This window comes from Bradyrhizobium sp. USDA 4501 (genome assembly GCF_054062115.1).
This window is the reverse complement of sequence record NZ_JBSSEX010000001.1, coordinates 370,249-383,146: the sequence shown is the minus strand read 5'-3', so window position 1 is coordinate 383,146 and position 12,898 is coordinate 370,249. Positions and strand designations below refer to the sequence as shown.

Here is a 12,898-nt window from a genome sequence, read left to right as displayed (position 1 = left end):
CACGATAGTGATGAGCCACCTTGGTCGCATGTTTCTCGGCGCAAATTCCCGGCACGGGTTGTGGACCGTTCCGCTGGTCGCGGCGCTGGCCTGTTGTGCGGGCCTGACCCTCTCGACGGCCGAGTTCGCGAGCTCGCAGAACATTCTCAACTTGGTCGCACAAGCAGCGCCACTCATCCTCGTGAGCATAGGACAGATGATCGTGATCCTCGTCAGAGGGCTCGATCTGTCGGTCGGCTCCGTCGTCAGCCTGACGACGGGAATTCTGTCGCTCAATGCTCCGGCCTATGTTTCGGTGCCCGCCGTCATCCTCGCGGCCGTGGCGATCGGGCTCCTGAACGGAATTTCAGTCACCTCGTTCAGGGTGCATCCGATCATCGCGACCCTCTCGATGACCGGCATCGTGCAGGGCGTCGCGATGTTTGTGCGCCCCTCTGCCGGCGGTGCAGTGCCATCGGAGATTCTGTTCCTCGTGAGCGGTAAGGTTTTCGGCATCTACATGCCTGTCCTATGGGTTGCTGCCGCAATCCTGGTCGCCTGGAAGGTGGTGCACGGCTCCCGCTTCGGCTTGCACCTCTTTGCGATTGGTGGAGGTGAAACGGCTGGCACCTTCGGCATCGCCGAGCAGCGCAATGTCGTCGCGGCATACGTCCTGAGTTCCTGTTTCGCCGCGGTCGCCGGGATCTTCCTGGCGGGCCGCATCGTTTCGGGCGACCCAAACATCGGGGCACAATATGCGGTGGATTCAATCACGGCCGTTGCGCTTGGCGGCACCCAGCTTGCCGGGGGGATCGGCAGCCTTCACGGCACCGTCGTCGGCTGTGCGCTTCTTGCCGTCATTGCGAACGGCATGAACCTGCTCAATGTCTCTGCCTTCATACAGACCATCGTGAAGGGGCTGATACTGCTTGCCGTCATCTCGCTTCAGCCCCGCAAGACGATTGGACTGTAGGTTATGCAGCGACTTTACAGCCTGTCTCGTGTGGCGTTGCGGATGCCGCCTTCCTACATCGTTGTTGCGGTGCTCCTCGTCACCTTGTGGATGATGCGGCCCAATCTGATGAATGTCGCGATTCTCGGCACGTTCGCCCGTCAGGTCGTGCCGCTCGGCATCGTCGTTCTGGGGCAACTGCTCGTCATCTCCTCACGCTCCATCGATCTGTCCGCCGGCGGAGTCATTCTGCTTGTCAATTACTTGATTTCTTCCGGCCTCCTTTACGACCGGCCGATTCTCCAGGTCATTCCTCTCTGCCTTGCTGTCGGACTTTCGGTCGGGTTTTTGAACGGGCTTCTCGTCGGCAAGCGAAGAGCTTCCGCCGTCATCGTGACGCTTGCGGTGAACATCGTTCTGATTGGACTGGTCGAATATCTCGCGAACGGGAAGCCGCCGGGGGACGTCCCGGACCAGTTCCGCCAGCTCTATAATGTGCGGCTCGGGACGCTGCCGGCTCCGGTCATCTTCTGGTTCGTGCTTGCCGGGCTGATGAGTGCGTTTCTCGGAAGATCGGTGTTTGGCCGTTTCGTCTGGTCGATCGGCAGCAATCCGATAGCCGCACATTTTTCGGGCGTGCCCGTCGAACGGACCGTCGTGCTAGCGCATGCGATCTCGGGACTCATGTCTGCCGTGGCTGCGCTGGTCCAGACATCCTCGATAGCCGTCGGAAGCGTGCGGTTCGGACCTGAACTCGTCATGAACTCGATCGCGGCAACGATTCTAGGCGGCGTGGTCTTCGGCCGACCCGCGCAAGTCTGGGGACCGTTCGTCGGCGTGCTCTGCTTCGCTCTCTTGTTCGTGGTCATGACGACCATGGGCGTTCAGGAGCCCGGCAAACTCATTGTCCAGGGGCTCATCATTCTTCTCGCCGCCGTCTTCTATGGCGTTCGTTCCAAATCAAACTCGTGAGGGACCGATGACGAAACGTATCCTGTGCTTTGGAGACTCGCTTACCTGGGGATGGGTTGCCGTCCCGGAGGGCTCGCCGACGACGCGTTTTCCCTATGCGGAGCGGTGGACGGGAGCCATGGCGGCGAAACTCGGACCGGACTATGAAATCATCGAGGAGGGCTTGAGCGCACGCACGACGTCGCTCGATGATCCAGCGGATCCACGGCTGAACGGGTCGGCCTATCTTCCATCCGCCATTGCAAGTCATCTTCCGCTGGATCTCGTCATCCTCATGCTCGGGACCAACGATACGAAGAGCTATTTTCGCCGCACCCCTTACGAAATCGCGGTCGGTATGTCCAAGCTGGCGGGGCAGGTGCTCACCTCGGGCGGCGGAGTAGGAACGGTGTATCCCGCGCCCAAAGTGCTCATCGTTTCGCCGCCCCCACTCGCCGATTTGCCGGACCCGTGGTTTCAGGGAATGTTCGAAGGTGGTCGCGAGAAGACGGTTGAACTCGCCAAGCAGTACAGATCACTAGCGGCTTTCCTGAAGGTCGATTTCCTCGATGCCGGGAGCGTGATCTCGACCGATGGAGTGGATGGCATTCATTTCACTGCCAAAAACAATGCTGACCTTGGAACGGCGCTCGCGGAAAAAGTGGCGGACATCTTTTCCGTCATCCAGAAGCGCGAGATGGTGTTGACGTAGTCCGCGTCAACGAGGGCATGCTGCCTTCAGCCCGCTGCGATGGCCGCTTTTGCGAATTGCGCCGCGCCACTGCCGCGTGCGCTCCGTTGTCCCGCATGGGACGTTCCTCCCTGGACTGGTCATGGACGCCATGACCGAGCCCGCTCCTCTTGCGAGGAGCGGGCTTTTTTTGGCGCCAGCCGAGGCCGTGACAAGGTGGTCCTACCTTCAAAGAGATCGTGAACCTCGCTTATTCTTCGCTCCACGAGAAGCTAGGACAAAAACGACACTATCGATCCTGCACTGGCCGATCCGGATTTGACTTGGAAGAGGGGTGGCATAAGATCGAAGGAAGAGCATCTTGTCGCCCGGTGCCCATCTCCCGTAAATTTCGCCAGCCGTACGCCCGCGAGATGGGAAGTCGAAACAGGGAGGAGTTGTTGGGCGCGCAAAGCCATGAAGCGTGGCATATCCCAACCTTTGCAGACGATTTCCGCGAGGATGTCTTTGTAAAGCAGCGGAAGCTGCGCACCCGGCTTCTTGATTGTGGTGCGATCCGCAACGCCCACGCGCGCGATCTGGCCGCCCACATGCTTCTGTATCTTGATGACCTGTCGGGCTGCTGGTCGATTGCGACTAGCTGGCTGCGGGCCGAGCTTCGATGTCAGCGTGTCGACACCGGCTTCGGAATGCGCGAGGCGAGGGACTATTTCCCGGGTTTCGCGGAAGCAAAAGACGCGAACTACGACGTTCCCTCGTTCGGCGGCAAAGCCGTCGATAATCGGGATGCCGCGATGCAGGATGTGGCTGGATCCCCACCCGGTGATCTTTGCCGATATCAAGCAGGATAGCCGCATCACGATGCGACTGCGGCAAAGGCTTGCGGGAGCCCGGACGAAGTCAAAGTTCGCCTGGGCGCTTCGGACCGGACGCGGCAGCTACGGCCTGATCTGCGCCGACTGGACTGAACATTTTGCCCCCTGGGAATCTGGCCTGTACGACTGTTTCGAGCAGACGGTGGTCGATGTCCTCAACCCGATTGTGGCCGTTGCCAAGGAGATTGCCGATCGAGATCCGGTGAGCCGGAATGGAGAGGCGCAGGGTGGCTATCCACTGACCTTGTCCATTGGCCTTTCGGCGCCGGCCTGGCTGGCAACTCTTACGCAATCAGAAATCGAGGTTGCCACGCTGGTCGCGAAGGGCATGAGCTACAAGGAAATCGCCAGGGTTCGCCGCAGGTCCTTTTCCACGATCGATCATCAGCTCAGAAGCATCCGGCAGAAGACCGGCGTTTCAAGCACCTCCGCCCTGGTCAGCCTGCTTGCGCGGACCGAGTTGCCGCCGGTCTGAAGCACCGCGGGAGCAGCGCCGACGAAGGTCGCATTCGTGACATCGCGGAGCGAACGCCTCTCCTGGCGAAAACCGGCAATTCCATGATGTTGGATCGACGAAGCCATGCTTCGCCGATTCCGATTGGTATCGCGAACCTTCGCGATAGATGGCCCCACGCGTCGCTTGGTAGACCCGTATTGCACGCGAAGCGTCGTGCCGCGCTGAATCATCCTGGACGGATGGCCTTGCGAAGGGGGGAGGCGAGATGACCAGACAAATGCTTGCGGCAGCAATGCTCATGGCTTGCTTGCCAACGCTCAGCGTGGCCGAGGGCTCAAAGAGCAAGCCGATACTTACCTATAACGCGGCTGAAGCGATGATTGCAGCCTGTTTCGCTGCGCAGGCGGCCGCCGGATACGCGAAGGTGAATGTCGTCGTGGTTGACGACGGGGGGCGACTGATTGCCGCCGCGCGACAGGATGGGGCCTGCAAGGCCTGCACGGACATTGCGCAGAACAAGGCGATCACGTCGTCGCTGTATGCTGCACCGACCCGGACCTTTGCCGACCTGTCTTTTGGTGTGAAGCGCGATGGCGTGAACGCCGGATTGCCGGGTGCGGCCTTTGTCCCTGGCCTTGTGGCGTTTGCAGGCGGCCTGCCCATAAAGACCGCGACAGGCGATGTCGTCGGCGGGATCGGTGTCAGTGGCGGCAGCGAGGATCAGGACGAAAGCTGCGCGCAAGCAGGCCTCAACGCAGTGTCGAAAAGCCTGAACTGAGAGCGGCGCCATGATCAACAACCCGTTCTACGGCCCCGAGACGCAGGGCAATTTCAAGCTCTACGATCTCGGCAATCTGATCCTGGAAAGCGGCGAAACCCTCCGCGGAGCAAAGCTTGCCTACCGTACATTCGGGAGGCTGAACGCAAGGAAATCCAACGCCATTCTGGTGACGACCTGGTTCTCCGGAACCGGCAAGGTGATGGAGGACGTATATGTCGGCCAGAGCCACGCGCTTGATCCGGACCGGTACTTCATTGTCATCGTGGATCAGCTTGGCAGCGGCGTGTCATCGTCGCCGCAGAACACGCCCGCGCCACAGGCGATGGCGAAGTTTCCGAAGCTTGCCATTGGCGACGATGTCCGCGCCCAGCACCGGATGTTGACAGACCTGTTCGGCATCGAACGGCTCGCGCTTGTGGTCGGTGGGTCGATGGGCGGGCAACAGGTTTATGAATGGGCCGTCGCCTATCCGATGATGGTTGAACGGGCAGCGCCGATTGCTGCGACGGCCCGCGTTTCGCTGCACCAGCAGGTTTTTGTCGAAACCCTGAAGGAGGCGATCACGTCGGATCCCTGCTGGAACGGCGGCTGGTACGCCTCGGGCATCGTTGTGCGCGAGGGCATGGACCGGATGGCGCGGATCGTCGCGACACTCGCCTGGTCCACGCAGTTCTACCAAGAGGAGCGGTGGCGCAGCATAATTGGCATGTCGTCGCTTGACGATTTCATCAACGGTGTGATGAAGGCCTATTTCGAGCCGATGGATCCCAATGTCCTGTTGTGTGAGATGCACAAGTGGCAACTGGCCGACGTATCGCGGCACACCGCGGGTGATCTCGCTCGAGCGCTGGCGCGGGTGAAGGCAAAGACAATGGTCATGCCGATCAGCCACGACAGTTTCTTTCCTCCGCAGGAATGCGAGGCCGACTATCGACTTGTCCCGCACGCTTTGTTTCGGGTGATCGAATCACCTGAAGGGCACATGGGCCTGAACGGATTCGAGCCGGGATACATGGAGCAGGTTGATCGTCACCTGAATGAATTGCTGACGGCCTGACGACTTTCAAACCCAGTTTTGAATCGCCCCCGAGCGCTGTCGCTTCGGAGAACGGAAGGGCATGTCCCGATTACCGCGCCTGAGGACGCGTGCAAGATGCAACAGACCAAAGGCAAGGCGCTCAACGTCAGAGGCGCTACCAAGACCTACAGGACACAATCGGGCGAAGTCCATGCACTGAAGGACGTCGATCTGACCGTGCGGCAGGGCGAATTCATCGCCGTCGTTGGTCCCTCGGGTTGCGGCAAGACCACGCTGCTTTGGTCGATCGCGGGATTGCACAAGCTGACCTCAGGCGCCATCGCCCTTGGCGAGGAATGGATCACCGGCCCGCATCCAAGTATCGGCATGATGTTTCAGGAAGCGAATCTTCTGCCCTGGCGGACGATCCGCAAGAACATCGAGCTTCCGTTCGAGATTCGCCGAACACGCCCGGACGCAGCGCGGATCGATACGTTCCTGCAGCGGGTCGGGCTGGGCGGTTTCGGCGACAGGATGCCTCGTGAACTGTCGGGAGGGATGCAGCAGCGCGCGTCCATCGTGCGCGCGCTGGCCAGTGACCCCGCGGTCCTGTTGATGGACGAACCCTTCGGGGCGCTCGACGCCTTCACTCGTGACGAGATGAACAAGCTGGTGGAGGAGATCTGGCTCGAGTCCCGCAAGACGGTGATCCTGATCACCCATTCGATCGCAGAGGCGGTGTTTTTGGCCGACAAAGTCTACATCATGAGCGCGCGGCCGGGCCAAATCGCGCGAATGGTGGACATTCCGTTTCCGCGGCCGAGGTCTCTGGCCCTGATGGAATCGCGCGAGTTCTTCGACCTCGTAAACATGATCAAGCACGACATTCAGCACCAACGGCCGGCCACGCCAGCGGTCGTCATGGCAAGATGAGGGGTGCCAGCATGAGCCAGACAACCCAGACCGGTGCCGGCATCGCGGGCGCAACGGGAATTGCCAGCGGGCTTGGTGACCAGGGAGCCAAGGAAGTCGCCGCGATCATCGCGGTGGCCCTGCTCGTCATCGGCGGAGGAGAGTTGCTGCTGCGTCTGTTCGAGGTGCCGCGATACATCCTGCCTGCCCCCTCGGCCATCGCCAGCGTGTTTTTCTCCCAGGAGATCTCGACTATCTGCGCACACTATTCCTATACGCTGATCGAGCTCTTTGCTGGCTATGCCATCGGTGCGTCGATCGGGTTGCTCCTCGCTGCGGTCATTACGCAATTCCCGTTCGTGGAAAAAGTGATCACGCCCTACATCCTGCTGCTGGTGACCACGCCGATGCTGGCGCTCGTGCCGCTCTTGATCTTGAATTTCGGCTTCGGATTCACGCCGAGGATCATCGCTGTCTCTCTTGCGTCTGGTCCGATGGTGATGATCAACGCAGCCACCGGATTTCGGCGTGTCGATGCGATGAAGATTGCGCTGGCGCGATCCTGCGGGGCGTCGACCCTCCAGATCTTTACCAAGATCCGCATTCCGATGGCCATGCCGATGGTGATCGTGGGCCTGATGATCGGGGCGATCTTTGGCATGATCACCGCTGTCGGCGCCGAGATGTCGGGCGGTGGGTTCGGGCTTGGCAGCCGCCTGACGACTTATTCGTCAACGCTTCGCATGCCGGAGTTCTTTGCTTGCATCGTGATCCTCGCTGCCACCGGGATCACGATCTACGCCTTCTTTTTCTGGTTCGGAAAAAGGCTGGCCGGCTGGGAAAGCTGACCACAAACGGGCGAGACGCCGCGCGCGACCCGGGAAAGACAAACACTGCGGCCCAACCAACGAGGGAGGAGACCCTATGGCTCACCAAATGATGACACGTCGGCGGCTGCTGCAGGTCAGCGCCACCGGCCTTGTGACCACCACCGTTCTCGGCGGCGGCCTGCTGAACGCGGGCCCGGCCCAGGCCAAGCCTTACAAATCACCCTTCACCTGGATTTCGCCGCGCGGCACGATCGAGGTGATGGACGACTACCCTTACTGGGTGGCCAAGAAGATGGGCTACTTCGGTGACCTTGGGGTAGAGACCGGTATGGAGCCAGGCCCCTCAGACGGGACCGCGGTGGTGAAATTCCTGGCGGTGCAACAGGCCGACATCGGCTTTCCCTCGCCGGGCGTCCTGTCGTTCGCAGTCAACGCGGGGATGGACCTCGTCTCGGTCTTCGGCAGCGGTTGTCTCGATCTCTTCAACGTCGCTTTCCGCAAAGGCGAGGGAGTGAAGGATCTGAAACAGCTCGAAGGCAAGACCGTGCTTCTGGGGTCCGCCGCCTGGCAGTCGATCTGCGACCCAATGTTCGCCGCCGTCGGCGTCAATCCCAAGAAGATCACCTATGTCGAGGCCGGCTGGCCGACCTGGACAACTGCGCTTGCCGGCGGGCAGGGGCATGCCTGCCTCGCATGGGAGGGCCTAAGGGCTGATCTCGGCGCAAAGGGCCTCGATTTCGACTTCTGGCTGGGCATGCGCGGCTCACCCCTGCCGTCGAATTCGTTGGTCGTGCGGAGGTCCGATCTCGAGGATCCCGATCGGCTGAAGTTCCTGAAGAAGTACCTGAAGGGCTGGGCGATGGGCAGCGAATTCGCCGACCGCAACCCGCGCGCCGCCGCAGATATCGTCTTTAAGGCGTTGCCGACGACCAAGGCAAACTACGGTCCGCGGGCAGGCACAGAAAGCCTCATGCAGATTCACCGCACCTTCAAGGGCAATATGGCGGCACGGGCGGGCTGGGGAGAGCACAACATTCCGGCCTGGGACAATTTCTTCAAGATACTGAAGGCCATCGGCCAGTCGAGTATCGACATCGATACCACCCGCTATGTCACCAATGAATTCATCGCTGGAGCGAATGAGTTCGACAAGGCGAAGGTTCATGCCGATGCTGACGCTTATGCACTGCCCAGTGACCTTGCGGCGATCGACATGGCCGACGTCGAGGCGAAATTCTACAACAACGTGATCAACGGATAGAACCAGCGACGCTGGCGGCGTGCGTACCGAAGCATGGCGCGATCCCGGTCACCTGAAGGACCAGGCACAGGCATCGGCCATGCCACCTCGCCGGGCACTCACCTCCCGATGCCCGGCGAGGAGTTGCATTCGACCTGATGCCCAAACCAAGAGACGATCAGAATGGCGCAGTTCATCAACTCCAAGGAACACATCGTTCAAGAGGCACTTGACGGCTTGGTTGCCGCTTCTGGCGGCCAGCTTGTCATGTTGGACGGTTACCCATTCATACGCGTGATCGCCCGGTCGGATTGGGATCAGTCCCGCGTCGCCGTGATCTCCGGCGGCGGGTCCGGGCATGAGCCGGCACACGCCGGCTTTGTCGGCCCGGGCATGCTGACGGCGGCCATATGTGGCGACGTCTTTGCCTCTCCGTCCGTTGACGCGGTGTTGGCAGGAATCCTGGCCGTGACAGGAGCTGCCGGCTGTGTCCTCATCGTCAAGAATTACACCGGCGATCGCCTGAACTTCGGTCTTGCTGCTGAACGGGCACGAGCACTGGGCAGGAAAGTGGCCATGGTGATTGTCCAGGACGATATCGCCATCCCGGACATCAGCCGTCCTCGGGGTATCGCTGGAACGCTCTTCGTGCACAAGATCGCCGGAGCAGTGTCCGAGAGCGGAGGCGACCTCGAGGCCGTGACTGCGGCCGCGCGTCGCGCGGCTTCCAATGTCATGAGTATCGGGATGTCGTTGGACACTTGCACGGTGCCCGGTTCGCCCAAGGAAAACCGAATCCGGCCGGGAGAGATTGAACTGGGGCTTGGCATTCACGGCGAAGCAGGCGCTGCGAAGTTGCCTTATCTCGGTGCACGTCAGGCCATGGCTGACGCGGTCGCGAGACTTGTCCCAAGAATGAGCGGGAGCGGCTATGCGGCGCTTCTGAACAATCTCGGCTCTACGACAGCCCTTGAAATGTCGGTTCTTGCACAAGAATTGCGGCAGTCCGCGCTCGGCCCTGCGGTGTCCCATATCGTTGGTCCTGCCTCGATGATGACGGCCCTCGACATGCATGGCTTTTCGCTCACACTCTATTCGCTGAGCGCCGAGGACGAAAAACTGCTGACCACAGAAACGCCACTGCGTAGCTGGCCGGGGCTTCAGCCTTTCGTGGCGCCTTGCATCGTGCCCTTGCCCGATGGGTTGGCTCGCGTACGGCCAACGCCTTCCGCCGATCCTGCGACCGAGGAATTCCTCATCCGGTGCTGCAAGGCGCTGATCGCCGCCGAAGCGGATCTGAACGCGCTCGATGCCAGAGCAGGAGATGGCGATACCGGAACAACCCTTGCGAGCGCGGCGAGCGCCTTGATCCAAAACGTCGGTCAGCTTCCGCTGTCGGACCCCACGCAACTCTATCGCACGCTGGGGCAGGAGCTCAGCCAGACCATGGGGGGCTCGTCGGGTGTCCTGCTCGCGATCTTCTTCGCTGCGGCAGGCGATGCGGTATCAAGCGGCCACAGCCCGATCGACGCGCTCAAGGTTGGATTGGCCAGGATGCAGGAGGTGGGTGGCGCGCAACCGGGTGACAGGACCATGATCGACGCGCTACTGCCCGCCCTTGATGCCTTGCCGCAGGGGCTGAACGACGCAGCTCGCGCAGCAAGAGAGGGTGCGAACCTGACGGCCACCATGTCCAAGGCGCATGCTGGAAGAGCCGTCTACATCAGCGCGGAACGGTTGACAGGGCATGCTGACCCCGGGGCGGAGGCCGTTGCGAGATTGCTTGAGAGCTTGTGCTAAGTCGGCATTGAACGAGTTGCCAGGGCTGGGTGTTCATCGACAACAGAAAGGGCATCGCCAAACCAATGATTTCCGCAATCAGCGCCTTGGGTACTGGATCAGGTTTGTAACCGCGGATACTCCTGCGACCGCGGATAACATCGTCAAACTGCATCTGAGTGGTGGGATGGTGAAATTGTGCCGCGGATTTGCCCGACGTGTCGAGGTTTCGGTGCAAGCCGTCGGTTGCGGCGGGCCGCCGGCTACTTTGCATGGGGTTGTTTTCGATATTTGGCCGAAGCTGCGGCGGCGCCGACCGAACGGCTCTTCAGGCCGGTGCTCAAATCGTGGGTTTTGGTCTGGAAAGGTCGGGAATTCCAGATCTTTCAATGGGGATTGACCGACACTCTCTCCGCCATTTCTACGATCTCGTGCGCCGGTTTACGATCTTGTCCGATTTCGTGCGCCTTGAATTCGTTGTTCGTATCGGGATGCATGCCAAGGGCTAGCTATGACACTCCCAGGTCGCAACTCCGAATGCATCAATCGGAGGCAGGACGACAAAGCCTGGCGTTAGCACACGAACATGGCTCAGCTTGATAGGTCCAATGCTCGTTTAACTGCGCCCCGGGATATGTCTCTGGTAAAGCGAGCGCGCTCAGCTCTTCGAGCTAGAGCCCTTCAGCGCATTCCAAGCCGCTTGGTTGGCCCGATCGAACGCGTTGCGGGATTCCGCGAGCGCTGCGCTCAGCACGGACCATGACTCGCTGCCGGCCTGCTTTAGCTGCTGCAGACGCGCTTCCGCCTCTGATGCATCGGATTTCATCTGCTTGAGGGCTGCATCAAGGTCCCCGGTGTGGGTTGCGGCCACCTTGCCGGCCGCCTCACGGAACGTGTCTGCGGCCTCGCGCCAAGCCTTTGCCTGCGCGGCGGCGATGTCCTTGAAGGTCGCTTGCTGCTGTTCGAGCTGCTTGCCGGCGCTTTCGAAGTAGGTCTTCATCTGCGCCTCGAACCCGCTCCATTGCTTCTCGAGTTCTGTCCTGCTGCGTGCCCAGGCCGCTTCGCCGGCTTCGGTTTGCGCCTTGGGCTGCACCTGGAATTCGTCGCGGCGCTTCTTCAGATCGGCGATGATCTGCCTGCTTTGACCTTGGATTCGGCCTTCGCCTGCCCGGCCTTCATCTCGAACGAGGCGAGTGCGGCATCCATCTCGTCGATGCGCTCCTTGGCCCAATTCAGGTAAAAATGCACGTTGCTCTGCTCTGACATGATCGTCTCCGCTCGGTGCTCGAATTGAATGATCTCCCAAGTCAATTCTGCAGATGTTGACTTGAGTCGACCGCCCCGATTGTCTGATGCAGCGTCCCTCAGGCCGCGAGATAGGGAAACAGCCTTGCCTCATCACCGTGCGCCGTTGACCAAGTGCGCGACGGTCCGGGAGCCATCGCTGCGTAGAAGTCGCTCGGAGCCATCAACTCGGCGTCGCCTGGCAGCACATCCTCATTGAATATCTCCTCACAGGCGCGGAGAGCGTTCGCAAGGCGGTTATCTTCCGAAGGGTTGAGCTGGAAACGGCGTATCGTCTCGTTCCGGTTGGCTCGCCTGACAGGGGACATGATTGAAGCTCCGTGAATTGAACTGGCTAGGCGACCGTCCAGCCCCCATCCATCGAGAGGTTGGCGCCCGTGATTTGAGCGGCATCGTCGCTGCACAGGAACAGTGCCAGCGAAGCAACCTGTTCGGCGGTGACGAACTCCTTCGTTGGCTGCGCGGCGAGCAGGACATCATTGATGACTTCATCCCGCCGCATGCGCCGGGCCGCCATCGTGTTCGGAATTTGCTTCTCGACGAGCGGCGTCCAGACGTAGCCGGGGCTGATGCAGTTGCAGGTGATCTTCGAGCGAGCGAGTTCCAGCGCGACGGTCTTGGTAAGGCCCGCAATGCCGTGCTTGGCTGCGACATAGGCCGACTTGAAGGGCGAGGCGACCAGCGAATGCGCCGAGGCCGTGGTGATGATGCGGCCCCAGCCGCGCTTCTTCATGCCTGGTGCCGCCGCGCGGCTGGCATGGAAAGAGGCAGACAGGTTGATCGCGAGGGTCGCATCCCACTTCTCGGCGGGGAATTCCTCGATCGGCGAAACGTGCTGGATGCCGGCGTTGTTGACCAGGATGTCAACGCTGCCGAAGATCTCCTCACCGAGAACGATGAGCTCGGCAATCTCGCTTGGCTTCGCCATGTCCGCGGGTGAGTAGATCGCCCTGACCGTGAAATCGCGTTCGATCGCGGCACGCTCCTGCTCGACATCGGCAGGCGCGCCCATGCCGTTGATGACGACGTTGGCGCCCGCGCCGGCAAAGGTTCGCGCGCACGCGAGGCCGATGCCGCTGGTCGAGCCGGTGACGACAGCTGTCTTTCCGTTCAGAAATCCCATTTCGT

General features: G+C 60.9%; 16 protein-coding genes and 1 pseudogene. 12 read left to right on the top strand and 5 right to left on the bottom strand.

The annotated features are described in order from the left end of the window. Positions 1 to 10: 10 nt before the first annotated feature. The 11 genes from ACVWZM_RS01925 to ACVWZM_RS01875 all read left to right on the top strand — a co-directional run bounded on the left by ACVWZM_RS01925 (position 11) and on the right by ACVWZM_RS01875 (position 10,486). Positions 11 to 952 carry an ABC transporter permease gene (locus ACVWZM_RS01925; protein ID WP_141340193.1) on the top strand — a complete coding sequence of 314 codons (942 nt, stop codon included), beginning with the start codon at positions 11 to 13 and terminating at the stop codon, positions 950 to 952. 3 nt (positions 953 to 955) lie between these two features. Beyond that, positions 956 to 1,903 carry an ABC transporter permease gene (locus ACVWZM_RS01920; protein WP_456851645.1) on the top strand — a complete coding sequence of 316 codons (948 nt, stop codon included), beginning with the start codon at positions 956 to 958 and terminating at the stop codon, positions 1,901 to 1,903. A 7-nt stretch (positions 1,904 to 1,910) separates the two neighbouring features. Continuing rightward, entirely contained in the window at positions 1,911 to 2,594 is a 684-nt protein-coding gene (locus ACVWZM_RS01915; protein WP_316399197.1) for an SGNH/GDSL hydrolase family protein, read from the top strand. 419 nt (positions 2,595 to 3,013) lie between these two features. Beyond that, entirely contained in the window at positions 3,014 to 3,424 is a 411-nt protein-coding gene (locus tag ACVWZM_RS01910; protein ID WP_456851643.1) for a hypothetical protein, read from the top strand. Next, positions 3,396 to 3,923, top strand: a complete 528-nt coding sequence (locus tag ACVWZM_RS01905) for a helix-turn-helix transcriptional regulator (RefSeq protein WP_456851642.1) — start codon at positions 3,396 to 3,398, stop codon at positions 3,921 to 3,923. Before ACVWZM_RS01910 ends, ACVWZM_RS01905 begins: the two co-directional genes overlap by 29 nt. A gap of 247 nt (positions 3,924 to 4,170) precedes the next feature. Further along, on the top strand, positions 4,171 to 4,683 hold the full coding sequence (locus ACVWZM_RS01900; protein WP_229189061.1) for a GlcG/HbpS family heme-binding protein: 513 nt from the start codon (positions 4,171 to 4,173) through the stop codon (positions 4,681 to 4,683). 10 nt (positions 4,684 to 4,693) lie between these two features. Continuing rightward, the gene (locus ACVWZM_RS01895; RefSeq protein WP_456851639.1) at positions 4,694 to 5,743 is read left to right on the top strand and encodes an alpha/beta fold hydrolase; all 1,050 of its coding nucleotides are present in this window, start codon (positions 4,694 to 4,696) and stop codon (positions 5,741 to 5,743) included. Positions 5,744 to 5,839: 96 nt separating this feature from the next. Continuing rightward, positions 5,840 to 6,637 (top strand): ABC transporter ATP-binding protein, encoded by a 798-nt coding sequence (locus ACVWZM_RS01890; RefSeq protein ID WP_141340189.1) that lies wholly within the window; start codon positions 5,840 to 5,842, stop codon positions 6,635 to 6,637. A gap of 11 nt (positions 6,638 to 6,648) precedes the next feature. After that, positions 6,649 to 7,464 (top strand): ABC transporter permease, encoded by an 816-nt coding sequence (locus ACVWZM_RS01885; RefSeq protein WP_456851637.1) that lies wholly within the window; start codon positions 6,649 to 6,651, stop codon positions 7,462 to 7,464. A gap of 241 nt (positions 7,465 to 7,705) precedes the next feature. Next, positions 7,706 to 8,707 carry an ABC transporter substrate-binding protein gene (locus tag ACVWZM_RS01880; RefSeq protein WP_456851635.1) on the top strand — a complete coding sequence of 334 codons (1,002 nt, stop codon included), beginning with the start codon at positions 7,706 to 7,708 and terminating at the stop codon, positions 8,705 to 8,707. Positions 8,708 to 8,869: 162 nt separating this feature from the next. Further along, positions 8,870 to 10,486 (top strand): dihydroxyacetone kinase subunit DhaK, encoded by a 1,617-nt coding sequence (locus ACVWZM_RS01875; protein WP_456851633.1) that lies wholly within the window; start codon positions 8,870 to 8,872, stop codon positions 10,484 to 10,486. Between the two features lie 19 nt (positions 10,487 to 10,505). Here ACVWZM_RS01875 and ACVWZM_RS01870 read toward each other — a convergent pair. Beyond that, positions 10,506 to 10,640: pseudogene (locus tag ACVWZM_RS01870) on the bottom strand (nitroreductase family protein); the annotation flags it as partial. Positions 10,641 to 10,737: 97 nt separating this feature from the next. Here ACVWZM_RS01870 and ACVWZM_RS01865 point away from each other — a divergent pair. Then, complete coding sequence (locus tag ACVWZM_RS01865) at positions 10,738 to 10,974, top strand: hypothetical protein (protein WP_456851631.1); 237 nt, start codon at positions 10,738 to 10,740, stop codon at positions 10,972 to 10,974. 149 nt (positions 10,975 to 11,123) lie between these two features. On the opposite strand, the gene ACVWZM_RS01860 is transcribed toward ACVWZM_RS01865, so the two are convergent. The 4 genes from ACVWZM_RS01860 to ACVWZM_RS01845 all read right to left on the bottom strand — a co-directional run bounded on the left by ACVWZM_RS01860 (position 11,124) and on the right by ACVWZM_RS01845 (position 12,893). Continuing rightward, positions 11,124 to 11,558 (bottom strand): hypothetical protein, encoded by a 435-nt coding sequence (locus ACVWZM_RS01860; protein WP_456851629.1) that lies wholly within the window; start codon positions 11,556 to 11,558, stop codon positions 11,124 to 11,126. Between the two features lie 23 nt (positions 11,559 to 11,581). Then, a complete protein-coding gene (locus ACVWZM_RS01855; protein ID WP_309143781.1) occupies positions 11,582 to 11,731 on the bottom strand; it encodes a hypothetical protein in 150 nt (49 codons plus the stop codon). Positions 11,732 to 11,829: 98 nt separating this feature from the next. Further along, positions 11,830 to 12,078 (bottom strand): hypothetical protein, encoded by a 249-nt coding sequence (locus tag ACVWZM_RS01850; protein WP_456827375.1) that lies wholly within the window; start codon positions 12,076 to 12,078, stop codon positions 11,830 to 11,832. Between the two features lie 26 nt (positions 12,079 to 12,104). Further along, complete coding sequence (locus ACVWZM_RS01845; protein WP_456851627.1) at positions 12,105 to 12,893, bottom strand: 3-hydroxybutyrate dehydrogenase; 789 nt, start codon at positions 12,891 to 12,893, stop codon at positions 12,105 to 12,107. Positions 12,894 to 12,898 lie beyond the last annotated feature (5 nt).